The organism is Neorhizobium sp. SOG26, from assembly GCF_003491345.1.
Lineage (GTDB): Bacteria > Pseudomonadota > Alphaproteobacteria > Rhizobiales > Rhizobiaceae > Neorhizobium > Neorhizobium turbinariae.
This window is the reverse complement of record NZ_CP025512.1, coordinates 1812381-1836607: the sequence shown is the minus strand read 5'-3', so window position 1 is coordinate 1836607 and position 24227 is coordinate 1812381. Positions and strand designations below refer to the sequence as shown.

At 61.0% G+C, this 24227-nt stretch carries 23 protein-coding genes and 1 tRNA gene; 12 read left to right on the top strand and 12 right to left on the bottom strand.

The features are described from left to right. Positions 1-6: 6 nt before the first annotated feature. Positions 7-3492: a carbamoyl-phosphate synthase large subunit gene (gene carB, locus CYG48_RS09085; RefSeq protein WP_118850091.1), complete on the bottom strand. Its 3486-nt coding sequence runs from the start codon at positions 3490-3492 to the stop codon at positions 7-9. Between the two features lie 301 nt (positions 3493-3793). On the opposite strand from carB, the gene CYG48_RS09080 reads away from it, so the two are divergent. The 4 genes from CYG48_RS09080 to CYG48_RS09065 all read left to right on the top strand — a co-directional run bounded on the left by CYG48_RS09080 (position 3794) and on the right by CYG48_RS09065 (position 8961). Next, positions 3794-5029, top strand: coding sequence for an MFS transporter (locus CYG48_RS09080; protein WP_118850090.1), 1236 nt, complete (start codon positions 3794-3796; stop codon positions 5027-5029). 96 nt (positions 5030-5125) lie between these two features. After that, complete coding sequence (gene ypfJ, locus CYG48_RS09075) at positions 5126-6022, top strand: KPN_02809 family neutral zinc metallopeptidase (protein ID WP_118850089.1); 897 nt, start codon at positions 5126-5128, stop codon at positions 6020-6022. A gap of 175 nt (positions 6023-6197) precedes the next feature. Beyond that, on the top strand, positions 6198-7460 hold the full coding sequence (locus CYG48_RS09070) for a TCR/Tet family MFS transporter (protein WP_118850088.1): 1263 nt from the start codon (positions 6198-6200) through the stop codon (positions 7458-7460). Between the two features lie 124 nt (positions 7461-7584). After that, a complete protein-coding gene (locus CYG48_RS09065; RefSeq protein ID WP_118850087.1) occupies positions 7585-8961 on the top strand; it encodes an MATE family efflux transporter in 1377 nt (458 codons plus the stop codon). Between the two features lie 50 nt (positions 8962-9011). On the opposite strand, the gene carA is transcribed toward CYG48_RS09065, so the two are convergent. Continuing rightward, positions 9012-10217 (bottom strand): glutamine-hydrolyzing carbamoyl-phosphate synthase small subunit, encoded by a 1206-nt coding sequence (gene carA / locus CYG48_RS09060; RefSeq protein ID WP_118850086.1) that lies wholly within the window; start codon positions 10215-10217, stop codon positions 9012-9014. A 318-nt stretch (positions 10218-10535) separates the two neighbouring features. On the opposite strand from carA, the gene CYG48_RS09055 reads away from it, so the two are divergent. The 3 genes from CYG48_RS09055 to rpoD all read left to right on the top strand — a co-directional run bounded on the left by CYG48_RS09055 (position 10536) and on the right by rpoD (position 15686). Beyond that, positions 10536-10988 carry a GatB/YqeY domain-containing protein gene (locus CYG48_RS09055; RefSeq protein WP_118850085.1) on the top strand — a complete coding sequence of 151 codons (453 nt, stop codon included), beginning with the start codon at positions 10536-10538 and terminating at the stop codon, positions 10986-10988. 166 nt (positions 10989-11154) lie between these two features. Beyond that, positions 11155-13149 (top strand): DNA primase, encoded by a 1995-nt coding sequence (gene dnaG, locus CYG48_RS09050; RefSeq protein ID WP_118850084.1) that lies wholly within the window; start codon positions 11155-11157, stop codon positions 13147-13149. Between the two features lie 473 nt (positions 13150-13622). Next, on the top strand, positions 13623-15686 hold the full coding sequence (gene rpoD, locus CYG48_RS09045; RefSeq protein WP_118850083.1) for an RNA polymerase sigma factor RpoD: 2064 nt from the start codon (positions 13623-13625) through the stop codon (positions 15684-15686). 76 nt (positions 15687-15762) lie between these two features. Here the strand turns inward: rpoD and CYG48_RS09040 are convergent, their stop codons facing one another. From CYG48_RS09040 to CYG48_RS22645, 3 genes are all read right to left on the bottom strand, one after another. Next, positions 15763-16095, bottom strand: a complete 333-nt coding sequence (locus CYG48_RS09040) for a DMT family transporter (protein WP_445304334.1) — start codon at positions 16093-16095, stop codon at positions 15763-15765. An 8-nt stretch (positions 16096-16103) separates the two neighbouring features. Beyond that, entirely contained in the window at positions 16104-16586 is a 483-nt protein-coding gene (locus CYG48_RS09035) for a TetR/AcrR family transcriptional regulator (protein WP_245450319.1), read from the bottom strand. A gap of 120 nt (positions 16587-16706) precedes the next feature. Then, positions 16707-16922, bottom strand: coding sequence for a hypothetical protein (locus CYG48_RS22645; RefSeq protein ID WP_245450318.1), 216 nt, complete (start codon positions 16920-16922; stop codon positions 16707-16709). 39 nt (positions 16923-16961) lie between these two features. On the opposite strand from CYG48_RS22645, the gene CYG48_RS09030 reads away from it, so the two are divergent. Continuing rightward, a complete protein-coding gene (locus tag CYG48_RS09030; RefSeq protein WP_245450317.1) occupies positions 16962-17915 on the top strand; it encodes a DUF930 domain-containing protein in 954 nt (317 codons plus the stop codon). A gap of 6 nt (positions 17916-17921) precedes the next feature. Here CYG48_RS09030 and uvsE read toward each other — a convergent pair whose 3' ends face one another. Beyond that, on the bottom strand, positions 17922-19001 hold the full coding sequence (uvsE, locus tag CYG48_RS09025) for a UV DNA damage repair endonuclease UvsE (protein ID WP_118850079.1): 1080 nt from the start codon (positions 18999-19001) through the stop codon (positions 17922-17924). A gap of 151 nt (positions 19002-19152) precedes the next feature. On the opposite strand from uvsE, the gene CYG48_RS09020 reads away from it, so the two are divergent. From CYG48_RS09020 to CYG48_RS09010, 3 genes are all read left to right on the top strand, one after another. Continuing rightward, the gene (locus CYG48_RS09020; RefSeq protein WP_118850078.1) at positions 19153-19506 is read left to right on the top strand and encodes a DUF1428 domain-containing protein; all 354 of its coding nucleotides are present in this window, start codon (positions 19153-19155) and stop codon (positions 19504-19506) included. Positions 19507-19538: 32 nt separating this feature from the next. Next, positions 19539-19970, top strand: a complete 432-nt coding sequence (locus CYG48_RS09015) for a secondary thiamine-phosphate synthase enzyme YjbQ (protein WP_118850077.1) — start codon at positions 19539-19541, stop codon at positions 19968-19970. A gap of 116 nt (positions 19971-20086) precedes the next feature. Further along, positions 20087-20416, top strand: a complete 330-nt coding sequence (locus tag CYG48_RS09010) for a hypothetical protein (RefSeq protein WP_118850076.1) — start codon at positions 20087-20089, stop codon at positions 20414-20416. A 115-nt stretch (positions 20417-20531) separates the two neighbouring features. On the opposite strand, the gene CYG48_RS09005 is transcribed toward CYG48_RS09010, so the two are convergent. Beyond that, on the bottom strand, positions 20532-21278 hold the full coding sequence (locus CYG48_RS09005; protein ID WP_118850075.1) for an SIMPL domain-containing protein: 747 nt from the start codon (positions 21276-21278) through the stop codon (positions 20532-20534). Between the two features lie 224 nt (positions 21279-21502). On the opposite strand from CYG48_RS09005, the gene CYG48_RS09000 reads away from it, so the two are divergent. Further along, positions 21503-21578: transfer RNA gene (locus tag CYG48_RS09000), tRNA-Ile, on the top strand. Between the two features lie 38 nt (positions 21579-21616). On the opposite strand, the gene CYG48_RS08995 is transcribed toward CYG48_RS09000, so the two are convergent. From CYG48_RS08995 to CYG48_RS08970, 5 genes are all read right to left on the bottom strand, one after another. Further along, on the bottom strand, positions 21617-22723 hold the full coding sequence (locus tag CYG48_RS08995; RefSeq protein ID WP_118850074.1) for a tyrosine-type recombinase/integrase: 1107 nt from the start codon (positions 22721-22723) through the stop codon (positions 21617-21619). 253 nt (positions 22724-22976) lie between these two features. Further along, positions 22977-23204, bottom strand: a complete 228-nt coding sequence (locus CYG48_RS22890; RefSeq protein WP_445304333.1) for a helix-turn-helix domain-containing protein — start codon at positions 23202-23204, stop codon at positions 22977-22979. Positions 23205-23206: 2 nt separating this feature from the next. Continuing rightward, positions 23207-23419 (bottom strand): hypothetical protein, encoded by a 213-nt coding sequence (locus CYG48_RS08980; protein WP_118850071.1) that lies wholly within the window; start codon positions 23417-23419, stop codon positions 23207-23209. Continuing rightward, a complete protein-coding gene (locus CYG48_RS08975) occupies positions 23416-23934 on the bottom strand; it encodes a hypothetical protein (protein ID WP_118850070.1) in 519 nt (172 codons plus the stop codon). Before CYG48_RS08975 ends, CYG48_RS08980 begins: the two co-directional genes overlap by 4 nt. Positions 23935-23986: 52 nt before the next feature. After that, a complete protein-coding gene (locus CYG48_RS08970; protein WP_118850069.1) occupies positions 23987-24169 on the bottom strand; it encodes an Arc family DNA-binding protein in 183 nt (60 codons plus the stop codon). Between the last annotated feature and the right edge of the window lie 58 nt (positions 24170-24227).

The window sequence follows — 24227 nt, the reverse complement described above, 5'->3', positions numbered from 1 at the left end:
GTCGGCTTAGAAGTAGCTCTGCAGCGGGCGAACTTCGAGGTTGCCGGCCTTGAGAGCCTTGATCGCCAAGGCTGCCGCTTCAGCGCCTGCCATGGTGGTGTAGTAGGGCACCTTCTGCATCAGGGTCGCGCGGCGCAGCGATTTCGAATCCGAGATCGCCTTGTTACCGTCCGTCGTGTTGATGACGAGCTGGACCTGACGGTTGCGGATAGCGTCCTCGATATGCGGACGGCCTTCGAGCACCTTGTTGATCTTGGTGGCTTCGATGCCGTTTTCGCCCAGGAACCGTGCCGTGCCGCCGGATGCCATCACCTTGAAGCCGATTTCAACCAGGATGCGGATTGCCGGCAGGACGCGGATCTTGTCCTCGTCGCGAACCGACACGAAGACGGTGCCATTGCGCGGCAGCTCGACCCCGGCGCCCAGCTGCGACTTGGCGAATGCCAGTGCAAAGTCCGTGTCGAGGCCGATGACCTCACCGGTGGAGCGCATTTCCGGGCCAAGCAGCGTATCGACGCCGGCGAACTTGGCGAACGGGAAGACGGCTTCCTTGACCGCAATGTGCTTCAGGTTGCGCGGATCAGGCTTCTTGCCGTAGGCGGCAAAGGTGGCATCGAGCTTCTCGCCGGCCATGATGCGGGCTGCGATCTTGGCGATCGGAGCGCCGATCGTCTTGGCTACGAATGGCACGGTACGCGACGCGCGCGGATTGACTTCGAGCACGTAGATTACGCCGTCCTTGATGGCGAACTGGACGTTCATCAGGCCGCCAACATTGAGAGCCTTGGCCATGGCGGTTGCCTGGCGCTCCAGTTCGTCGATCGTTTCCTTGGACAGCGTGCGCGGCGGCAGCGAGCAGGCAGAGTCACCGGAATGGATGCCGGCTTCTTCGATATGCTCCATGATCCCAGCGACATAGACATCGGTACCGTCGCTCAGGGCATCCACGTCGACTTCGATTGCGTTGGTCAGGTAGCTGTCGAACAGAAGTGGGTTCTTGCCGAGCAGCGTGTTGATCTGGCCCGTCTTGTCGTTCGGGTAACGCTGCTTGATGTCTTCTGGAACAAGGCCCGGGACCGTGTCGAGCAGGTAGGTCTGCAGCATCGATTCTGAGTGGATGATCTGCATTGCGCGGCCGCCGAGAACGTAAGACGGGCGCACGACGAGCGGGAAGCCGATTTCGGAAGCAACAAGGCGCGCCTGTTCAACGGAATAGGCAATGCCGTTGTTCGGCTGGTTGAGGTCGAGCTTCATGAGAAGCTTCTGGAACCGGTCGCGGTCTTCGGCGAGGTCGATCATGTCCGGCGCGGTGCCGAGGATCGGGATGCCGTTCTTTTCCAGCGCTTCGGCGAGCTTCAGCGGGGTCTGGCCTCCGAACTGGACGATCACGCCGACGACTTCACCCTTTTCCTGTTCCGCGCGTAGGATCTCGATCACGTCCTCTGCCGTGAGCGGCTCGAAATACAGGCGGTCGGAGGTGTCGTAGTCGGTCGACACGGTTTCCGGGTTGCAGTTGATCATGATCGCTTCATAGCCGGCATCCTTCAGCGCGAAGGCCGCGTGGCAGCAGCAATAATCGAACTCGATGCCCTGGCCGATGCGGTTCGGGCCGCCGCCGAGGATGACAACCTTCTTGGCGGTCGACACTTCGGCTTCCGAACGAAGGGCCCCGACAAACGGCGTCTCGTAGGTCGAGTACATGTAGGCCGTCGGCGACGCGAATTCGGCAGCGCAAGTGTCGATGCGCTTGAAGACCGGACGGACGTTGAGTGAGTTGCGCAGTTCCGCCACTTCCTTCGGACGCTTGCCCGTGAGCGAGGCGAGGCGGGCGTCGGAGAAGCCCATCGCCTTCAGCATGCGCAGGTTTTCAGTGTCCGTCGGCAGGCCGTGCTCGCGGATGCGCGCTTCCATGTCGACGATCGCCTTCAACTGGGCGATGAACCACGGATCAATCTTGCAGCCTTCGTGAACCTCAGCTTCGGACATGCCGAGGCGCAGCGCCTGGGCGACCATGCGCAGGCGGTTCGGGGTAGGGGTGCCAATTGCGGCGCGGATGGCGTTCTTGCTGTTGTCGCCGTCGTCCAGGCCCGGGATCTCAATCTCGTCGAGGCCGGTGAGGCCGGTTTCTAGGCCACGGAGTGCCTTCTGCAGCGACTCTGCAAAGGTGCGGCCGATCGCCATGACTTCACCGACCGACTTCATGGCCGTGGTGAGGATCGGCTCGGCGCCCGGGAATTTCTCGAAGGCGAAACGCGGGATCTTGGTGACGACATAGTCGATCGATGGTTCGAACGAAGCGGGCGTTGCGCCACCGGTGATATCGTTTTCCAGTTCGTCGAGCGTATAGCCCACTGCAAGCTTGGCGGCGACCTTGGCAATCGGGAAGCCGGTTGCCTTGGAAGCCAGCGCCGAGGAGCGCGACACGCGCGGGTTCATCTCGATGACGACGAGGCGGCCGTCCTTCGGGTTGACAGCGAACTGAACGTTTGAGCCGCCGGTTTCGACGCCGATCTCGCGCAGCACCGCAATCGAGGCGTTACGCATGATCTGGTATTCTTTGTCGGTCAGCGTCAGCGCCGGTGCGACGGTGATGGAGTCGCCGGTATGGACGCCCATCGGGTCGATATTTTCGATCGAGCAGATGATGATGCAGTTGTCCGCCTTGTCGCGGATTACCTCCATCTCATACTCCTTCCAGCCGAGTACCGATTCTTCGATCAGCACCTCGGTGGTGGGGGAGGCGTCGAGGCCGGAACTGACGATTTCGAAGAACTCCGAGCGGTTGTAGGCGATGCCGCCGCCGGTGCCGCCGAGCGTGAACGACGGGCGGATGATCGCCGGCAGGCCGACGACATCGATCGCCTGGGCGGCGATCGCCATGGCATGGCTCATGTAGCGCTGCTTGCGGTCGCTTTCGCCGAGGTTCCACTGATTTTCCAGCTCATCAAGCGCCTTGTCGAGTTCGGCGCCGGAGAGGCTTTCGCGCAGCTTCGCGCGCTCGGCTTCATGGGTCTTGCGGTCGGCATCCTTGATGTCGGTGGCATTGGCCAGCATCGACTTCGGCGTTTCAAGACCGATCTTGGCCATGGCTTCGCGGAACAGCGCGCGGTCCTCGGCCTTGTCGATTGCGGCGGGCTTGGCGCCGATCATCTCGACATTGTAGCGATCGAGCACGCCCATGCGCTTGAGCGAAAGCGCGGTGTTGAGCGCGGTCTGGCCGCCCATGGTCGGCAGGAGCGCGTCGGGCCGCTCCTTGGCAATGATCTTGGCCACCACTTCCGGCGTAATCGGCTCGACATAGGTCGCATCGGCGAGCCCCGGATCGGTCATGATCGTGGCCGGGTTGGAGTTGACCAGGATGACCCGGTACCCTTCTTCGCGCAGCGCCTTGCAGGCCTGGGTTCCGGAATAGTCGAATTCGCATGCCTGCCCGATGACGATCGGACCCGCGCCGATGATGAGGATCGATTTAATGTCTTGGCGCTTGGGCATGGTCTTCTTCCGCTTTTTTCCTGCGCGAAAAGCCGGCACGGTGATGGGTTCACCGGTCGGGCGGGCGCGTCTGTTCTTTTCAGGCTAGACGCGGCTTATAGGCAAATGTTGTCCGAAGCGGAACCCCATAAATCCGCTAATCGACAGGAATCGACAGCGCACGCGCTGCAGGCATCATCAACCGTACCGGAAGTGGCAAAGCTGACATGGACAGTAGGTTGCAAGAAGAATAAGTAACCGCTGTCACAGCATTGCAGCAACGGCCATCCCAGACGAAGACCGCTTGCGCGGAGGAGATCAGATGGCAGACGCAACCTCGAAACCCGTTTCCATCTCCGTCAGCGAGGTCAAGCCGGCCGTCTCCATGGATGTGACGGTACTCCCGGTCATCCTGGCGGTCAGCTTCTGTCACATGATCAACGACATCATGCAGTCGATGATCTCGTCGATCTATCCGATGCTGAAGACCGACTATGCGCTGGACTTCTGGCAGATCGGCATGCTGACGCTTGCCTTTCAGTGCACGGCCTCGCTGCTGCAGCCGGTGATCGGCATCGTCACCGACAAGAAGCCGTTCCCATATTCGCTGCCGGTCGGGATGACCTCGACGCTGATCGGTCTCGTCATGCTGGCGACGGCGCATTCCTACGCCATGCTGGTTGTCGCCGCTTCCCTGATCGGCATTGGTTCGGCGGTCTTCCATCCCGAATCGTCGCGCGTCGCGCGCCTTGCATCCGGCGGCCGGTTCGGTTTTGCGCAATCCGTATTTCAGGTTGGTGGCAATTTCGGCCAGTCGATCGGACCGCTGCTTGCAGCCTTCATCATCGTGCCGAATGGTCAGAAGAGCGTCATCTGGTTCTCCGTTGGCGCGCTCCTCGGCATCATCATCCTGTCTCGCGTTGCGCGCTGGTACAAGGGGCACATGGCGGCCAATAAGGGCCGCAAGCGTGCCGTGAACACGCACAATCTGTCGAGGCGGACGGTGGTGATCTCGCTCGTCGTGCTCACCATCCTGACCTTCTCGAAGAACGCCTACATGGCGTCGATCAACAGCTATTACACGTTCTTTGTCATCGAGCGTTTCCAGGTAAGCGTGCAGCAGTCGCAGATCATGCTCTTCATCTTCCTCGGCGCTGTGGCGCTCGGCACAGTGATTGGAGGACTGATCGGCGACAAGTTCGGCTCGAAGGTGGTGATCTGGTTCTCCATCCTCGGCGTGCTTCCGTTCACGCTGGCGATGCCGTTTGCCAACCTGCCGGTGACGATCGCGCTGTCGGCGATCATCGGCTTCATCATGGCCTCGTCCTTCCCGGCCATCGTCGTCATGGCGCAGGAGCTTGTCCCGGGCCGCGTCGGCATGGTTGCCGGCATTTTCTTTGGCATTGCCTTTGGCATCGGCGGCATTGCCGCGGCGGCGCTTGGCCTGTTTGCCGACCACTACGGCATCGTCTTCGTCTATAATGTCTGTGCCTTCCTCCCGGCACTCGGCTTGCTGACAGTGTTCCTGCCGGGCAAGAAGGATTTGCGCGTCGCGTGAGTCGCAGGCTCCCGCAAATCACGCTGGACGGATCACTTTCCGTCCGCCAGCGTTATGCCGCGCAAGGCCGCGCTTTGCCCGAGAGGAGTCCGAGAGATGGAATGGAGAGGTCGTCGTCAGTCGAACAACGTTGAGGATCGCCGTGGCGCCTCCATGGGCAGTCCCCTGGGGCGAGGCGGTTTTCGCATCCCGGTCGGCGGCCGGCGTGGCGGCGGAGGGCTCAGCATCGGCGGGATCGTGATGATCCTGATCATCTGCTGGATCACCGGCATCAACCCGCTGACGCTGCTGTCCGGCGGTGATATCGACATGGGAGGCTCGAGCTACCAGCAGTCGGCACCGGGCAAGACGGCCAACGACGAGACGACGCAGTTCGTCCGCACTGTACTGGCAGAGACGGAAGACACCTGGAAGGGCATTTTCGAGGCGGGCGGCGCACGCTACGAGGAGCCGACGCTGGTGCTGTTTTCCGGTCAGGTCAACTCAGCATGCGGCTTCGCATCGTCCGCGACCGGCCCGTTCTACTGCCCCGTCGACAAGAAGCTTTACCTCGACACCGACTTCTTCCGCGAGCTTGAGCAGCGTTTCGAAGCTGCCGGTGATTTTGCGCAAGCCTATGTCATCGCCCACGAAGTCGGGCACCATGTGCAGAACCTCACCGGCGTCCTGCCGAAATTCAACCAGGCACGCCAGCGGATGAGCGAGGTTGAAGCGAACCAGATGTCGATCCGCGTCGAGCTCCAGGCCGATTGCTATGCAGGTGTCTGGGGCAAGTTCACCGACCAGAAGGGCGTCCTGAGCGAAGGCGATCTGGAGGAGGCGCTGAATGCGGCCCAGCAGATTGGTGACGACACGCTGCAGAAGCGCAGCCAGGGTTACGTGGTGCCGGAAAGCTTCAACCATGGCACGTCCGCGCAGCGCATGACCTGGTTCAAGCGCGGCTTCGACAGCGGCGACATGCGGGCATGCGACACCTTTTCCGGCGCTGTCTGAACAACGCTGACTTCTAAAGACGCCGGGTGTTGAGCACCCGGCGTCTTTCGCCGTTGATGAATATCATCAAAACTTTTGAAATGTTCACGTATTGTTTACGTGGACGTTCGCCGCTAAGTAGCGTCGGCGACTAGGTCGCACTTCCAGAACATGTTTTTGCTGGAGTGACCTCCCAATGCTTGACCCGAAATTCGTGCGTCGCGGCCTGTTCCTGGTCTTCATGATCCTGTTTCTCGATATCATCGGGATCGCGATCATCATGCCGGTGCTGCCGACATTCCTGCGTGAGCTCACAGGCGACGATGTCAGCGGCGCTGCCGTCGATGGCGGCTGGCTGCTGCTGATCTATTCGGCGATGCAGTTCCTGTTTGCGCCGCTGCTCGGCAACCTGTCGGACCGTTTCGGCCGCCGGCCGATCCTGCTCGCTTCGGTGCTGACCTTTGCGGTCGACAACCTGATCTGCGCGGCCGCCACGAGTTTCTGGATGCTGTTCGTCGGCCGCACGCTGGCTGGTATCTCCGGTGGAAGCTTTGCGACCTGTTCCGCCTATATCGCCGACATCAGCACCGACGAGACGCGTGCCAAGAACTTCGGCCTCATCGGCATTGCCTTCGGCGTCGGTTTTACAGTCGGGCCGGTGATAGGCGGTTTGCTCGGCGAACTTGGTCCGCGTGCGCCGTTCCTGGCGGCGGGCCTGTTGTCGCTCGCGAACTTCATCGCGGCTTGGTTCCTGCTGCCGGAAACGCTGGAGAAGGCGAACCGTCGGACCTTTGAACTGAAGCGCGCCAACCCGTTCGGCGCGTTGAAGCAGATGCGTCATTACCCCGGTATCGGCTGGGTCATGCTGGTGATGTTCCTGTATTGGCTGGCGCATGCCGTTTATCCGTCCGTATGGTCCTTCGTGTCGGCCTATCGCTATAACTGGAGCGAAGGGCAGATCGGGCTGTCGCTCGGAATGTTTGGCATCTGCGCGGCAATCGTCATGGGTTTCGTGCTGCCGAAACTGGTGCCGGTTCTGGGCGAATGGCGCACCGCGGTCCTCGGCTTGAGCTTCTCGTGCCTCGGGCTGTTGGGCTATGCCTTCGCCTGGCAGGGCTGGGTCGTTTACGCTGTCATCCTGCTGACGACGATTGAAAATGTCGGAGATCCGGCGCTGCGAAGCATTGCTTCGGCCAAGGTGCCTGCGTCGGCGCAAGGTGAGTTGCAGGGCGCGATCACCAGCCTGACCAGCCTGACGACCATCATCGGCCCGGCGATCTTCACCCAGCTCTTCAGCGCGTTTACGGGCGAGGGGGCTGCAGTGGAATTTGCCGGTGCGCCTTATTTCATGGCGGCCATCTTCATGGCGTTGGCCATCACTGTCTTCCTCTTGCGCATCTCGCGCAAGGATGAGGCGGCGGTGGCCGCGCAGCCGGAACTTTCACATCAAGTTCCGTGAAGTAACGTCCACAAATTCTGTTGGATGAACCGCCAAGGTTGCTGCCTTCAGGTGCCTGATCTATAGGCATTGGCAGCCGCCGCTGCCCAAATGGGTTGCGGCGTTTTCGTCTTTGGAGAGTGCCATGTCGACCCAGTCAGCCATCGTTGACCGGAGCCATAACAATTCGTGGTCCACGCATGCCCGCGCAACGGTTGCGCTCGGCGTGCCGCTGGTGGGGGCGCAGCTGGCGCAGATGGCTATCCACACAACGGACGTCATCCTGGTCGGCTGGCTCGGCACCACGGAACTCGCGTCTGTCGTGCTTGCAACGCAGATGTTCTTCCTGGTCTTCATCTTCGGCACAGGCTTCACCAGCGCCGTCGTGCCGCTGGTTGCCCAGGCGATCGGCCACAATGATCCGGTTGGCGTGCGGCGTTCAGTGCGCATGGGGCTATGGATCGTGCTGGCTTACGGCGTGCTCACCGCGCCGCTGTTGTGGTTCGCCGAACCGATCCTGCTGCGTCTCGGCCAGGAGCCGGATGTCGCCGCGAACGCACAAAGCTACCTGCGCATTGCGCTTTGGGGCCTGTTCCCGGCGCTCGGACTGATGGCGCTCAGAAGCTTTGTCACCGGGCTCGAGAAGGGCGGCATCGTGCTTTACGTGACGATCGGCATGTTCTTCATGAACCTGCTTGTCGCCTACACGCTGATCTTTGGCCATTTCGGCGCACCGGCGCTTGGGCTGCACGGGGCGGCAATCGCGGCCGTTTCGGCAAACCTCACCGGCTTCCTCATCGCGCTCCTTTATGTCGGGAGCCAGCCGCGGATGCGCAGCTTCGAGATCTTCGTCCGGTTCTGGCGGCCGGACTGGTCGATGCTGTGGGAGATCTTCATGCTGGGCCTGCCGATCAGCTTCACGATCCTGGCGGAGACGAGCCTGTTTTCGGCTGCGTCACTGCTCATGGGGATGATCGGCAAGCTGCAGCTTGCGGCTCACGGCATTGCCCTGCAACTGGCGTCCATCGCCTTCATGATCCCGCTCGGGCTCGCACAGGTGGCAACGGTGCGCGTCGGCTTGGCGAACGGTCGAGATGACATGGTTGGCGTGCGTCGTGCGGGTGTTGCAGTGCTTGCGATCAGCATCCTGTTCACCGCGGTTGGCGGCGTGCTTTATGCGGTGGCGCCGGCCTTCTTCGGCGGCCTCTTTCTCGATACGCGGCAGCCGGATGCCGCCGAGGTGCTGGCGCTTGCCGTGCCGCTGATCATCATCGCCGGTGCCTTCCAGCTCGTGGATGGCTTGCAGGCTGTGGCGGCTGGTCTGCTGCGCGGCTTGAAGGATACCAAGGTGCCGATGCTCCTGGCGCTGATTGCCTATTGGCCGATCGGCTTCGTGTTTGCCTGGATCTTTGCCTTCCCGCTCGGCTTCAAGGGCGAGGGGGTCTGGTTCGGCTTCGTGATGGGGCTTGCTGCTGCGGCGGCGCTGCTTTGCGGCCGGTTCTGGATGCTGGTTCGCCGCTAAACAAAAAGCCCGCCGAAATGGCGGGCTTTTTTAGCTTCTCTTGAGATTTCTCAGCGTTCGGCAAGTGCCGGTTCGCCCTTCTTCTCGCGCACCAGGTTGATGAAGCGGCGGAAGAGATAGTGGCTGTCCTGCGGGCCGGGCGAAGCTTCCGGATGGTGCTGGACCGAGAACACCGGCTTGCCCGCCAGTCTCAGGCCGCAATTGGTGTTGTCGAAGAGCGAGATGTGAGTCTCTTCAACGCCTTCCGGCAAAGTGCTCGAGTTGATCGCGAAGCCGTGGTTCATGGAGACGATCTCCACCTTGCCGGTGGTGTGGTCCTTCACCGGGTGGTTCGCGCCGTGGTGACCCTGGTGCATCTTCTCCGTCTTGGCGCCGAGCGCCAGGCCGAGGATCTGGTGGCCGAGGCAGATGCCGAAGGTCGGGATGTCGGTCTTTATGAGGTTCTGGATCACCGGAACGGCATATTCGCCAGTTGCCGCCGGGTCCCCCGGGCCGTTAGACAGGAAAATGCCATCCGGCTTCAGCGCCAGGATGTCTTCCGCCGAGGTCTGTGCCGGAACGACGGTCACCTTGCAATCAAGGCCGGTGAAGAGGCGCAGGATGTTGCGCTTTACGCCGTAGTCAACGCAAACGATGTGGTACTTGGCGTCTTCCGGGTTGAGGTCATCGAAGCCCTCGTTCCAGACCCAGGGCTTCTGCGTCCACTGCGACGACTGGCCAGACGTGGCTTCCTTGGCGAGATCGAGACCTTCCAGACCGCTCCAGGCCTTGGCTTCAGCCTTCAGGGCCTCGATGTCGAAAACGCCGTTCGGATCATGCGCGATGACGGCGTTCGGTGCGCCGTTGCTGCGGATCCAGGCGGTCAGCGCACGGGTGTCGATGCCGGAAAGGCCGATGATCCCGCGCGACTTCAGCCAGCCGTCGAGATCCTTGGCAGCGCGATAATTGGAAGGATCGGTGATGTCGGCCTTGAAGATCGTGCCGACCGCGCCGCGGCGTGCAGCCGGCGTCAGGTCTTCGATATCTTCTTCGTTGGTTCCGACGTTGCCGATATGGGGGAAGGTGAAGGTGACGATCTGGCCGATATAGGACGGGTCGGTCAGGATTTCCTGGTAACCGGTGAGCGCCGTGTTGAAGACCACCTCGGCCGGTACCTTGCCCGTCGCGCCGATCCCGGTTCCTTCGATCACCGTGCCGTCTGCCAGGACGAGCACAGCGGTTGGTTTTTTCGTTGTCCAGGGGGCAGTGGCGGTCATCTCTATCCTTCTGCCTTGCCGTCCCGTCTCTTGAAGAGGCAGGGTGCGAAGGCCATCTATGGTCGCAGAAACGGGCGCGCAGGCAGTGCCGGCGAAAGCCCATACATCTATATCTCGTGCAGGTGCGGGAAAATAGACAAAGCAGGCAGCACGGTCAATCTCACGAACTCAATAAACATTGGGTATTTCGGTCGCCTGGCGCAAGAGCGGCAGCCAGCCAATTGATACTGCACCGGGCCTCGTCTATGACAGCGCCACCAAGACAAGGAAAAGCCATAATTGCCGCCCGGCGGCGGGCCTTCCCAAGGAGTACACAATATGATGCGCGACAAGCTTTCCGAGGCGCTCAAGGAAGCAATGAAGGCTAAGGATACCCGGCGGCTTTCCACGGTCCGGCTGGTGCAAACGGCCATCAAGGATCGTGATATCGCCAATCGCGGCGCCGGCAAGGATCCGGTCAGCGACGACGATATCCTGCAGATCCTGCAGAAGATGGTAAAGCAGCGCGAGGAATCGGCGAAGATCTATGAGGATGCCGGCCGTGGCGAACTTGCCGCGCAGGAGCGCGAGGAAGTCACCGTCATCAAGAGCTTCATGCCCGAGCAGATCTCGGACGAGCAGGCGGCTGAGCTCATCAAGGCTGCGGTTGCCGAGTCCGGCGCGCAAGGTCTTCGCGACATGGGCAAGGTGATGGCCATACTCAAGGAAAAGTATCCGGGGCAGATGGATTTCGCCAAGGCCTCCGGCGTGGTCAAGGAACTGCTGAAATAAGATTCCTTGAAAGCCGATAAAAGCAGGAGGCTGGTAGCCGTTTCGGCTTCCAGCCTTTTTGTTTTCGCTGCATGCGGCAGCGAGGTGTGAATAGCGGGCATGTTTTCGTCCCGCAGTGGCTTTCCCTGGCCGGCGTGCTTATATGGGAATTGGCCAAGAGGTTGACATGCGCTTCTCCAACAGTTTCCTGGACGAAATTCGCGACCGAGTGGCGATATCGGCCGTGGTTGGCCGGCGCGTAACCTGGGATCGCAAGAAGACCAATGTCTCGCGTGGAGACTACTGGGCCTGCTGTCCGTTCCATGGCGAAAAGAGCCCGAGCTTCCATTGCGAAGACCGCAAGGGCCGCTACCACTGCTTTGGGTGCGGCGTTTCCGGTGATCATTTCCGTTTCCTGACCGAGCTTGAAGGGCAGAGTTTTCCCGAAGCCGTGCAGACCGTCGCCGACATGGCCGGCGTTCCGATGCCACAAATGGATCCACAGGCGGAAAAGCGGGAAAAGGAGCGCACCTCCCTTATCGATGTCATGGAACTGGCGACCGCGTTCTTCCAGGACCAGTTGCAGAGCGCCGCCGGCGTGAAGGCACGCGCCTATCTGCGCGATCGTGGCCTCAGCGCCCGGACTATCGAGACTTTCCGGTTGGGTTATGCGCCGGAAAGCCGCAATGCGCTGAAGGAGTTCCTGGCCAGCAAGGGTGTGCCGAAGGAGCAGATCGAGGCCTGCGGGCTGGTGCGCCACGGCGAGGGCATCGCCGTCTCCTATGACTATTTCCGCGACCGCATCATGTTTCCGATCCTGTCATCGCGGGAAAAGGTGATCGGGTTTGGCGGTCGGGCGATGGCGCAGGACGCGCTTGCCAAATACATGAACTCGCCCGACACCGAGCTCTTCCACAAGGGGCAGGTGCTTTACAATTTTGCCCGCGCCCGTCGCGCGTCGCAGGCGAACCGCAGCGAACCGGGTACGGTCATTGCCGTCGAAGGTTATATGGACGTGATCGCGCTGCATCAGGCGGGGATCGAGAATGCGGTGGCACCGCTCGGCACGGCGCTGACGGAAAACCAGCTCGACCTGCTCTGGAAGATGTCGCCGCAGCCTGTGCTGTGTTTTGATGGCGACGGTGCCGGCCTTCGCGCCGCAAGCCGCGCGGCTGACCTTGCCCTTCCGTTCCTGAAACCCGGCAAGTCGGTGCAGTTCGCGCTCCTTCCCGAGGGAAAGGACCCGGACGACCTCGTCAAGCAGGAAGGGCGCGCACCCTTCGACAAGGTTTTGTCCGAAGCCAAGCCTCTGGTCGACATGATCTGGCAGCGGGAAGCTGCCGCCGGACAATATAAAACGCCGGAACAGCGGGCCGAGCTCGAAGCGCGGCTGAAGCAGATCGTCTCCGTGATCGGCGACGAAAGCGTGCGCCGGCATTACCAGCAGGAAATCCGCGACCGGTTGAACAGCTTCTTTTCGCCAATGACCCGGCGCGGCAGTGGCAATCGCCCGCCTTTCCAGCGTGGCGGCGGTCGGCCGGGGCAAGGTGGCGGCTTCCAGAACCAGCGCGGCGTGGCAGCGGGCCCCGTTACCGTATCGGACCGGCTGACGCGGTCGGGGCTCGTCAGCGGCTATCGCGACCTGCCGGCGCTGCGCGAAAGCGTTCTTGCGCTGACGATCGTCAACCATCCGGAATTGCTGCTAGAAGAATACGACGAAATCGCCGCGATCGACTTCGAGAACCGCGACCTGCAGCGCTTCTGGTCCTCCATGCTGCCGGCGGCAGCCACAGCGGGCGCCAATCTTTCGCGCGAATACCTGATCCAGCGGCTCACCGCCGACGGGTTCGAGGGGCTTTTGAAGTCGCTTGACCAGCAGGTGCGCAACGCGCGCCTCTGGACCGCAACGGAAGGGGCAGCGATGGAGGACGCACGCGAAGGCTACCGCCAGGCGCTGTCGCTTCACAAGCGCACCAAGGCGCTGCGCATCCAGAAGATGGAGTTGGAGCGCGCCATTGCGGAGGCGACCGAGGCTGATAACTCCGAGGAGATCGAGCTGCTTTTACGCGCCCTGTCAGAGGTCCAGCTTGAGATCGTGCGGATGGAGAACCAGGAAGCGATCATTGATGGCTTCGGAGTTTTGTCCGGCCGGATCAAGGGTGCGGCGGTCAGCCATGGCTGATTCGAGCGCGGTTTTTGTGGGCCAGGCGAAGAGGGGCAATCTCGCCCTAATTAGCACTCACTTTATACGGAAGAAATTGTCACCGGGTGGCGATATCTGGGTCAAAAGGCTTGTCTTTCCGGGTGACGTACCTACATAGCGGTTAAATTTGGTGAGCGTACCCTGTTGAAGCTGCTGCAAGCAGTTTTCGACTTTTCCGGGGACTGAGGTCGGGAAAAGCTTGACGGAACGTTAATTTATGGGAATCACCATCTCAAGGCAGAATAGGCGGAGTGGGTCAATAGCACCGAAGATGACCGATGATCCTCTCACGGGACGGCCTTGCGTTGATGCGGCCGCCAAATGGTAATCGGGAATTAAAGGTCAATCCGTTACGTGTTGGACAAGTGATTCGCGGCGAAGGCGGCGGCGATAGTCTTCAGCCGATTGCGACAGCGCGGCGGAAGTGGCGTTCAGGGAAAGCGACGAAATAAATGGCAACAAAAGTCAAAGAAAACGAAGAAGCAGAGAACGAACGCGAAGGCTCGCACGACGGTCCGCTTCTCGACCTCTCTGACGACGCGGTCAAAAAGATGATCAAGGCCGCCAAGAAGCGCGGCTACGTGACCATGGATGAGTTGAATTCGGTCCTGCCGTCGGAGGAAGTCACCTCCGAGCAGATCGAGGACACCATGTCCATGCTCTCCGATATGGGCATCAATGTCGTTGAAGACGAGGATGCTGACGACGCGTCCGCGCGTGAAGACGACAGCGACGGTGATGGCGAGGAGAGCGAGAGCGAAGGCGGCGAAATCGCTACCACGACCGGCACTGCGCTCGCGACCGCCAAGAAGAAAGAGCCGACCGACCGTACTGACGACCCGGTGCGCATGTATCTGCGCGAAATGGGTTCCGTCGAGCTTCTGTCGCGTGAAGGCGAAATTGCGATTGCCAAGCGCATCGAGGCCGGCCGCGAGACGATGATCGGTGGCCTCTGCGAGAGCCCGCTGACCTTCCAGGCCCTCATCATCTGGCGCGACGAGCTGAACGAAGGCACGACGCTGCTTCGCGAAATCATCGACCTGGAAACCACCTATTCGGGTCCTGAGGCAAAGGCTGCGCCGCAGTTCCAGAGCCCGGAAAAGATCGAGGCTGACCGCAAGGCGGCCGAAGAGAAGGAAAAGAGCCGCAAGGCGCGCTTCTCGGCTGCCAATGACGACGACATCACGGCCGTTGGTGGCGAAGGCCTTCCGCTTGAGGAAGAAGAAGAGGACGACGACGAGTCGAGCCTTTCGCTCGCCGCCATGGAAGCGGAACTGCGTCCGCAGGTCATGGAAACCCTCGACCTCATCGCTGACACCTACAAGAAGCTGCGCAAGCTTCAGGATCAGCAGGTCGAGCAGCGCCTTTCCGCAACGGGCACCCTGTCGTCTGCTCAAGAGCGCCGCTACAAGGAGCTCAAGGACGAACTGGTGACGGCGGTCAAGTCTCTGTCGCTCAACCAGAACCGCGTCGACTCTCTTGTCGAGCAGCTCTACGACATCTCCAAGCGCCTGATGCAGAACGAGGGACGTCTGCTGCGCCTCGCCGAATCCTACGGCGTCAAGCGCGAGTCCTTCCTCGAGCAGTACCAGGGTGCCGAACTTGATCCGAACTGGATGAAGTCGATCGCCAACCTTTCCGCCCGTGGCTGGAAGGAGTTTGCGCGCGCCGAGAACACGACGATCCGCGATATCCGCCAGGAGATCCAGAATCTCGCGACCGAAACCGGCATCTCGATCGCCGAATTCCGTCGCATCGTGTCGATGGTCCAGAAGGGGGAACGCGAAGCGCGGATCGCCAAGAAGGAAATGGTCGAGGCGAACCTTCGCCTCGTGATTTCCATCGCCAAGAAGTACACGAACCGCGGCCTACAGTTCCTCGACCTCATCCAGGAAGGCAATATCGGCCTGATGAAGGCGGTCGACAAGTTCGAATACCGTCGCGGTTACAAGTTCTCGACCTATGCGACGTGGTGGATCCGGCAGGCAATCACGCGTTCGATCGCCGACCAGGCCCGCACGATCCGTATTCCGGTGCACATGATCGAAACGATCAACAAGATCGTTCGCACGTCGCGCCAGATGCTGCACGAGATCGGCCGCGAGCCGACGCCGGAAGAACTCGCTGAAAAGCTCGCCATGCCGCTCGAAAAGGTTCGCAAGGTCCTGAAGATCGCCAAGGAGCCAATCTCGCTCGAAACCCCGGTGGGTGACGAAGAAGACAGCCATCTCGGTGACTTCATCGAGGACAAGAACGCGCTTCTGCCGATCGATGCGGCCATCCAGGCGAACCTGCGCGAAACGACGACCCGCGTACTGGCGTCGCTGACGCCGCGCGAAGAACGCGTGCTGCGCATGCGCTTCGGCATCGGCATGAACACCGACCATACGCTGGAAGAAGTCGGCCAGCAGTTCTCGGTGACGCGCGAACGTATCCGCCAGATCGAGGCGAAGGCGCTTCGCAAGCTGAAACACCCGAGCCGCAGCCGCAAGCTCCGCAGCTTCTTGGACAGCTAAGCTCCGGTCGACACTCTATCAAAAGGCCCGGTTCGCAGTGCGAGCCGGGCCTTTTTCTTTTGGTCGTCGGGCCTCTTCAATGCCCGACGGTTTTCGAGAACACGTTGACCACGACAACGCCGGCGATGATCAGGCCAAGGCCAATCATGGCCGCAAGATCGAGCTTCTGCCGGAACACCACGAGGCCGACGCCCGAGATCAGCACGATGCCAAGCCCGCTCCAGATGGCGTAGACGGTGCCCATCGGCATGACGCGGAGCGCAATCGACAGGAGATAGAAGGCCGCGCCGTAACACAGCGCCATCAGCATGGTCGGCACCAGGCGCGTGAACTGCTGGCTTTGCTGCAGGAAGGTCGTGCCGATCACTTCGAGCGCAATCGCTGTGCCAAGCGAAACATATGTCACCAGAGCCGTGTTCATCTGGGCGCCTCGATTTCCGTCATCTTCCTGAGTTCCATCCTGAGGCGCTCGAGATCTTGCGGCTCGACACCATTGTTTTCCATGAGATTGGCAAGCCATATGCCGTCGGCGGCGTAGCGCGCAATCTGCAGCACCGGGTGATTGTCCGTGTCTGCATGGCGTTCGATCCGGCCGCGCATCCAGTCCGACCAGAGTGCGCGCAGCTTCGGGTCGTTCATGCAGGAGACCGACAGCGCGGCCCAAGGGCTTCCGGCACCTTCGCGCGTAACCTGAAAGAAGGCTTCGATATAAGCGCGCGTGAAGCGACCAGGGGAGGCGGTGTCGTTCTCAATCAACCGGTCGATCTCGTCATCGAGCTTTGCCAGGAGATCGGCGAACACCGCCTCGACCAGCGCTTGCTTGCTGGAAAAATGATGTAGCAGTCCGCCCTTGGTCACGGTGGCCGAAGCTGCGACGGACTGCAAGGTGATCGCCGACAAGCCAGCCTCTGCGGCAGACCGTGCCGCTTGGTCAAGGATGGAACGCCGCACCTGCTCGGGCTGCTTTTCGCGTCTGTGGGCTTGGGACATAGTGAAACATACCGCGCGGTCGGTTTCTTCTCAAGCCACAAAGATGTTGCCGGCGCAGGTTTTGATCCGCCGGGACTCGATCCGGCCTGCATTCCATCGTACATCGCAGCCATGGAAGGCATTAAAGCCGAGGACGCCCGGGAAACCAGGCAGGATCATCGTCCGAAACGGACCAGAGCGTTCGGAGGCGGCATCGCTGCCTCCGTGTTGCTGCATGTCGTCCTGGCCTTCGCCTTCTTTTTCCACTTCCCATTGGAGTTCCCGGAACCGCCCAAGGAAGAGAGCGTGACGGTGGAACTGGTTCCCCCACCTGAAGAGCCGGAAGAAGAGGCGGAGAAGGCCGAAGAGCCACCTCCGCCGGAGCAGGAGGAAGAGGCCAAACAGGAGGAGCCGCCACCGCCCCCACCGCCACCGCCGCCGCAAGAGGAAGCGAAACAGGAAGAACCGCCTCCGCCGCCCGAACCGTCGCCGCCACCTCCACCCGCACCCGAACCGCCGCAGGGCGAGGAGCGGGCAGGGCAACCCATGCCGGTAATGCGACCCGTGCAGCAGTTTGGCGAGAAGGATGAAGGCCCGCGCGTGAGCGAAGACGGCGACGCGCCTGAAGAGCCGGCAGGCAGAGAGCCGGAAACCGCTCCAACAGAGACGGAGGAAACAAGCAAAGCGGCCGAGGAGACGGAAGCCGCAGAAGATGCGCCACCCGCAAGTGCCGTGCCCGATGATGTCAACGTGCCGGAGGTCGATACGGCGGCGAGTTCGCATGTCGAAGGGCCGGAGACCGGTGCCGCACCTGCCGGCGAGATGACAGCGCTTATCCCGCAGGTCGTGCCTGCACCGACACCAAAACCGACCGAGGCCCCGGCCAAGGACGCGCCCAGCAACCTGACGAAGGCGACCAAGCTGTTTTCCCGCAGCGTCACCGAAAGCGACGTGGCAATGGCGGCCATGGGCGATATCCCGCGCGAGATCCGCGCCGGGCAGCTTTGCGCCACGGAACTGCGCGAGCAGTTGCGCCATGCGCCGGCAGCCTACCGGCCGGACATCCTGCCCGCCTACAAGCTGCCTTCCGGTACGGTACTCGAGGTCAAGCAGGCGGCGTTTCGCGCCAGCGCCCAGTGGTATAACATCAGGTTTCGCTGCGAGGTGGACGAGGATGCGATGAAGGTCGTTTCGTTCGCATTCGACGTTGGCGCTGCTGTGCCGCGCAGTCAGTGGCGGGCGCGGGGCTTCCCGGACTGATCCGGGTCAGGCGCCGCCGGCGACCTTCTCCTCCACGAGCACCGCATCGGCTTCCTCTTCGAGCTCTTCTGCTTTGGTGGCTTCCAGACCAAAGCGCAGCGCAACGTCTGGCGCATAACGCAGCAAATCTGGCCGCAGCCGCAACAGCGCCAGGTCCTTGGACTTCGCCTCCAGCATCACGTCGAAATCCAGGCCTTCGGCCGTGCGCATGAAGGTGGCAAACTCAAACGGGTTGCAGAAATCGGCATGGCCGGTGAAGACCGGTGCGACGTATCTTGTCGTCTTCTTGCGCGTCTTCGGGTCGATCCGCACCTGTTCGCGCAGTTCCGTGCGCGGCGAAGAGAAGTGGATCTTCGGCTGCTGTCCCTCCGGCCAGGTGGCGAGAATGGCGGCCAGCGTCTCGCGCAGGTCCGCCCGCTCCGGGTTGAGGCACCAGAAATGCTGGTAGTCGAAGATCAGCCGCACGCCGGTATGCTCGTGGATCCAAAGGACGTCGGCAGCGGAAAAGCGCAGATCATCGTGTTCGAGCACCAGCCGACGGCGCACATGCTCGGGAAGCATCTTCCAGGTCTCAACCCAGCGGGCGCGGCTGGCGGGAATGTCGCCATAGGTGCCGCCGACATGAATGACGAGTACGGCCTCCGGCCCGAGTTCCATCAGATCCAGCATCTCCGCCTGGGTCGAGAGGTCCCAGATGCTCTTCTTGACGAGCTCGGGATCGGGGCTGTTCAACACCACGAACTGTGAAGGGTGGAACGACAGGCGGATGTCGAGACGCTTTGACTTTTCACCCAGCGCGCGAAGCTCGCTGACGCTCTCGCCGATCATTCCGTGGAACTGCGGCATGTCCGGATGCGTGACGTATGGGGCAATATCGGAGGACATGCGGTACATGCGGATGTCGTGCCGGTCGAGATGGTCGAGGATCTGGTCGACATATTCGAGCGACACCTGCAGATGTGGATTGTTGGCTGAGCGGCGGCTGTCGTTGCTCTTCAGGTCATCGCGCGCCATGACCTTGACCGGAAAGCCGAGACGCGATGTGCGGGCCTGCTTCCTGGTGTCCGTTGCATCTCCTGCGGTCATGCCATTCTCCCGATGATCGAGACCGCATAACGATCCCGGACCGGTTCTGATCCGGCCCGATCTTGCCGATCGGGAAAATCTCCGCCAGCTTGTCGGATCGGCCTGCCGTTTCACGTCCTTGTTAAGTTGCAACTCAAGAGGAGGAAGACCTATGCCTTATGTTGATGGTTTTGTTCTTGCCTTACCGACGGCCAACCTGGAGCGCTACAAGGAGATTGCCCGGTTCGCTGGCGATATCTGGAAGGAATATGGCGCCGTCAGCTATGTCGAATGCATCGGCGACGACGTGCCCTATGGCGAGCTGACATCATTCCCGCGAGCGGTGCAGGCGAAGGAGGACGAGACGGTCGTGTTCTCCTGGATCACCTATGAAAGCCGCGAGCAGCGCGACGCGATCAACGACAAGGTGATGAAGGATCCGCGGCTCGCAGGCGAGCAGTGGAAGGGCGTGTTTGATGCCAAACGCATGATTTACGGTGGCTTCCAGAGCTTCATGTCCCTATAAATCCGGCGATCTGAAACACGGAGCGCCGCCTCATGCCCCAGACCGTCATATCGATCCAAACGCGCGGGCAGGGGCTTTATGAATTCACCGAGGCGGCCCAGAAATTCGTGGCTGGACAGGCAAGTGGCGAAGGCCTGCTGACGGTCTTCGTGCGCCACACGTCCTGCTCGCTCCTCATCCAGGAGAATGCCGATCCGGATGTGCGGCGCGACCTGAAGACCTTCTTCTCGCGCCTCGTACCGCCGACCAGCGACCCGCAGATGCGCTGGGTGACCCACACGACCGAAGGTCCGGACGACATGCCGGCGCATATCAAGGCGGCATTGACCGCTGTTTCGCTCGGCATCCCGGTCAGTTCCGGGCGGTTGATGCTCGGCACCTGGCAGGGGTTGTACCTCTTCGAACACCGCGACCACCCGCATAGGCGCGAGGTGGTGCTGCATCTTTCGGTGAATGCTGGATGAACCGCAACTGAATGGCCGATTGCGGGTTTGTTCAGCCCCGGCGCGCTAGCTTCCACACAATCGCCAGCAAGGCGAGAGAGGTTTCGGGCAGAACGCCCCAATTCTGGAGACACGCCATGAGGAACATCTTCACCAAAGCTGGAATCGCTGCTCTCGTCGCGCTCGCCGGACTATCCGCCGTTGCGCCGACGGCATCAGCCGCCAATGGCGACCTGGTCATCTCGGTTCAGCACCGCGACCGCCACTGGCGTCCTGACCGCCGCCCGGACCGTCGCCCCGGCTGCGCACCGTGGCTTGCCGAAGAAAAGGCCGCCCGCATGGGCCTGCGCCGCGTCCGTGTCGTGGACGTGTCGCGTCGCACCGTGACCGTGGTCGGGTTCGACCGCCGTGGTCGCGACCGGGTGGTTTTCGCCAACGTCCGCGGCTGCCCGCTGATCCGCCGCTAACGCGCGGCCGCCAACAACAGAAAAAGCCCGCCGATCATCTCCCGATCGGCGGGCTTTTTATATGGTTCAAGGTGAAAACCTCCCGCCGCCGATGTGGCGAGAGGAACGACGGTTGTTACTGGTCGAGCTGGAAGGTGACGTTGACCGTCACACGATAGGTGTTCTCACCGGCGGCGACCGGAACGGATTCCGCCGCCATGTCCTTGGCCATCGCCATGCGCATCATCGGCTGCGGCGGGCGGGCGGTGTTCTCGCTGATCTCGATCACCCGGCCAAGCTTGACGCCGGCCGCCTCCGTCAAGGTCTTGGCCTTGTCCAGCGCTTCGGCAACGGCCGCCTTGCGGGCATCCTTCATGGCGTCCTTCGGATTGTCATTGGTGAACTCGATCTGGCCGCCCTGGTTGACGCCGAGCTTCACCGACTTGTCGATAATGCCGCCGAGCTTTTCGAGGTCGCGGATCTTCAGCGTTACGCCGTTCGAGACCTCGTAGCCGATGATCTTCGGCGGCTCGACCACGCCATCCTTCGGCTCGGTATGGCGGTATTGCGGATAGATCGAGAAGTTGCTGGTCTGGATGTCGCGATCAGCAATGCCTTCGGCCTTCAGCGCCGCCAGCACCTCTTTCATCGCCGCACTGTTGGCCGAGAGCGCGGCATCGGCCGTCTCGCCATTGCGCACCACCGACAGGCTGACGACCGCCATGTCCGGAACGACCGAGGCTTCGCCTTCGCCGGACACCCGGATCAGCGGCTCGCGCGGGCGCGGTTCCTGGGCCGCCGCGCCTGATGTCCATGAGCTTGCCGCAGCAAGGCTCAGGATCGCGGCAAGCGCAAGACGTGACTGTGTGGGCGCAGGGCGCATGGTGTTCTCCCGGTCTAAAGGCGCATCGTGGGTTTCTCCCACCGCGCCGGATGTTGAATAACGGCAAAGAGCAGGACTTATAGCCGCCGGACTCACTGCCTGGGAACATTGGTGGCGGGCGATTGTGAACCTATTGCGGCGACGGCTTGTTCAGGAAAGGGAATTGCGCTAGAGCGAGCCTTAAGGCTGGGCGGACCATTGCGCTCATCCTCGTCTCGATCGGCGGGCCTGTAGCTCAATGGTTAGAGCCGGCGGCTCATAACCGCTTGGTTGGGGGTTCGAGTCCCTCCGGGCCCACCACCCCCATTTTTCGCCGTTGTTTTTGCACGGTTTTTTCCTCATTTTGTCTCATGTGGCGTTTTGGGACCGTTGGATGAGACACTTTTCCGGTCCCTGTAGTCATCGAGACGGGCAAAAGCGTTGCCCGCCATCTTCTTCTTTTGAGCTCGCCTGATGTAGATTTCAGCAGTCTCAAGCTTGGTCCAACCGAAGATCGCACATAGTTCGGAAGCTGAGGCCCCGTTCTCCGCCAGCGTCACGGCAGAGGCTTTTCGTAACCCGTGAGAGGTGCAGTGAGGCAAGCCAGCGTCATCGCACCACTCCCGCATTCGATTGCCGAGGCCGTCGACTGTGAAGGCCTGCCCATAGTCAGTCACTAGGTAGGTCATGTCGCCGGTTTTCGTCGCCGCTAAGGCGGCCCTTAGATCCGGCCTGATAGGCACTTCGATCGTGACCGGGCTCTTGTTTCTGTTCTTTTTGGCGGTGAACTTCAGCCAGCCGCCGCTTTCGTTTTGACGACCTAGAACAGCGGTATCGGATATTCGAGCGCCGACATTCAACATAATTTCCAAGGCAAGCCGAGGCTTGGTCCCGATCTTATGAAACGCCTTGTATTGCTCAACCTCTTCAGCCGTCCACGTGTGGAAGCCCTGGGAGCCCTTGTTTATTTTCTCGATGCCCGTGGCAGGGTTGATCGTGGCGTATCCTTTCGAGATCGCCCAATTGAAGAGCGCCCGAATCACTTTCACGAGCTTGTCGGCCGCGCCAGGAGTGTCGCGGCGCTTCAGCTGGCTCGCCTCCATATCCTGCCGTCGATACTTCTTGTAGGGCAAAGGGCCGGCGGTCTCACAAAACCGTTTGAGGACGCTGCGCTTGTCACGCTGAGTGGCAGCATCAAACTTCTGAAACTTTTCCGAGCGGATGTACTGATCCACAAGCCAATCAAATGTATCCTCCTTCGGAGGCGGCTTCTTCGGCGCGGCCTCGCTCAGGGACGCGATCGCAGCCAGATAGGCCTTCATGAAGGCTTCGGTGATGTTTCCGTTTCCGTCATCGAACGTCTCATCGATGCGGATCTTCGGGTAACCCTTTTTGCGCAGGTAATATCGCACGTTCCCGCGCGGATCGGGATCATAGACGCAGTACTTAAGTCGGGTAGCGATCACGCGATTGCCCTATCGAAGGGGTTTTCCCCATCCTCGGCGGAGGAGGCGTCACGGTCAACGATGCGGTACCAGGCACTGCGCACCTCTTCAGTGTCCCACAGCATGACACCACCAATTTTGCGGCCGCGCGGCATTCGCCCTTCCTCAATCCAGTTATCGAAGAGCGATGGCGAAATAGCGAGAGAGGCCGCAGCCTCGTCTCGCCTCATCGCAAAGCGCGGAATTGTCATTTCGCGTAAACTAGATCCGGCCATCACTTCTTCCTCAGCTTGGCTCGCACGAACTTTCGCAGGTCCGTGCGGGTCGAGGTGATCGGAGAATATTTCCCCCCGATCTGGTGGGTAGGGAGCAGCCCGCGAGCATGGTACCGCCGCACGGTTTCCTCGCAAACGCCGAGGATCCTCGCGATCTCTTTGACTCCGATGAGGCGGTCGCTGCTCACCGATTCCCTTGGCTCAGGTTTCGGCCTCGTGTCGAGCATCATCATTTCCCCCGTGGTACCGTCCCGTTGGGATCGAGTTGGTCGAGAACATCGCCAACGCGATCGAGGGCAATGCGAAGACCTTTCCGGATGCGCGTAGCGCTCGCCGCGTCACTCCCGCTAAGCTGCTTGTGCAGGACCTCGAGAGCATCGATCGACGCTTTCAATAGGTTCTCGGCCTGAATGGCATCGTGAACTGCGGCCACGAGGATCATTGCGCCGCCCCCATCATGAGCGATGCGAGAAACGCTTCCAGATCCGGCCCGTTTCGTGCGGTCCGCAGCGTGTCCAATAGGCTCTCGTCTTGCAAGAAAACGCGCGCCTTATGGTGAACGCCACCAAGAGTCTGACACTGATATGCAACAAGCTCCATCAGCGCCGCATCATGAGCATCTTCTTCAGGGGTATGATTGAGGGATTGATTTAGGTTGAGCACGGCGTCCCATGCGGCCTTTGCCTTCCGGTATCGGTCAATGAGGTCGAACAGCTTATAGTCCGCCTCGCACCCTGCGTTGAACATCTCGCGGATCTGGCAAAGTCTACCATCGACCAAACCGAGAGCCGTCACGACGTCCTGCTCCACATCACCGTCAGGCGCATGAGCGCGCAGAGCGCTTGCGGAAAGTCGGATCACTGCGGCGGACTGGTAAAGGTCGCCGACGGCGTCATCCAAATAGAGCGGCTTTGCGCTTGCAACTACAGTTCCATCCGTTATATGTTGCGTCTGCATCTGATCTGTCCTTGTTGATGGATTAATTACTAAAAGCCCGCTGCTCGTTTTCTCAGGACTGCGCAGCGGGCTTTTCGCTTTGGCGGGGTTCGTAAATCCGCTTTAAGTGGTAGACCACCTCAGCGTTCATCGTCCGGCCATTCTCTATGGCGGCGAGTTTGATCGCGGTCCTTAGCCCATCCGGCATCCGCACCATGAACTTATCCAGCTTTTCACAAGGGAATTTGTTAACCATTCAGCAACTCCGTTTCACTATGATACGGAGACACCTTGATATCGAGACGATACGTAGT

Excerpts from the sequence above, each read along its gene's own strand:
- CYG48_RS08975 (WP_118850070.1), bottom strand. The coding sequence starts at position 23,934 with ATGCAGACGCAACATATAACGGATGGAACTGTAGTTGCAAGCGCAAAG.
- CYG48_RS09070 (WP_118850088.1), top strand. The coding sequence starts at position 6,198 with ATGCTTGACCCGAAATTCGTGCGTCGCGGCCTGTTCCTGGTCTTCATG.
- CYG48_RS09015 (WP_118850077.1), top strand. The coding sequence starts at position 19,539 with ATGCCCCAGACCGTCATATCGATCCAAACGCGCGGGCAGGGGCTTTAT.
- carA (WP_118850086.1), bottom strand. The coding sequence starts at position 10,217 with ATGACCGCCACTGCCCCCTGGACAACGAAAAAACCAACCGCTGTGCTC.
- carB (WP_118850091.1), bottom strand. The coding sequence starts at position 3,492 with ATGCCCAAGCGCCAAGACATTAAATCGATCCTCATCATCGGCGCGGGT.
- ypfJ (WP_118850089.1), top strand. The coding sequence starts at position 5,126 with ATGGAATGGAGAGGTCGTCGTCAGTCGAACAACGTTGAGGATCGCCGT.
- CYG48_RS09005 (WP_118850075.1), bottom strand. The coding sequence starts at position 21,278 with ATGCGCCCTGCGCCCACACAGTCACGTCTTGCGCTTGCCGCGATCCTG.
- CYG48_RS08980 (WP_118850071.1), bottom strand. The coding sequence starts at position 23,419 with ATGATCCTCGTGGCCGCAGTTCACGATGCCATTCAGGCCGAGAACCTA.
- CYG48_RS09010 (WP_118850076.1), top strand. The coding sequence starts at position 20,087 with ATGAGGAACATCTTCACCAAAGCTGGAATCGCTGCTCTCGTCGCGCTC.
- CYG48_RS08970 (WP_118850069.1), bottom strand. The coding sequence starts at position 24,169 with ATGGTTAACAAATTCCCTTGTGAAAAGCTGGATAAGTTCATGGTGCGG.
- rpoD (WP_118850083.1), top strand. The coding sequence starts at position 13,623 with ATGGCAACAAAAGTCAAAGAAAACGAAGAAGCAGAGAACGAACGCGAA.
- CYG48_RS09020 (WP_118850078.1), top strand. The coding sequence starts at position 19,153 with ATGCCTTATGTTGATGGTTTTGTTCTTGCCTTACCGACGGCCAACCTG.
- CYG48_RS09055 (WP_118850085.1), top strand. The coding sequence starts at position 10,536 with ATGATGCGCGACAAGCTTTCCGAGGCGCTCAAGGAAGCAATGAAGGCT.
- CYG48_RS09080 (WP_118850090.1), top strand. The coding sequence starts at position 3,794 with ATGGCAGACGCAACCTCGAAACCCGTTTCCATCTCCGTCAGCGAGGTC.
- CYG48_RS09065 (WP_118850087.1), top strand. The coding sequence starts at position 7,585 with ATGTCGACCCAGTCAGCCATCGTTGACCGGAGCCATAACAATTCGTGG.
- dnaG (WP_118850084.1), top strand. The coding sequence starts at position 11,155 with ATGCGCTTCTCCAACAGTTTCCTGGACGAAATTCGCGACCGAGTGGCG.
- uvsE (WP_118850079.1), bottom strand. The coding sequence starts at position 19,001 with ATGACCGCAGGAGATGCAACGGACACCAGGAAGCAGGCCCGCACATCG.
- CYG48_RS22890 (WP_445304333.1), bottom strand. The coding sequence starts at position 23,204 with ATGCTCGACACGAGGCCGAAACCTGAGCCAAGGGAATCGGTGAGCAGC.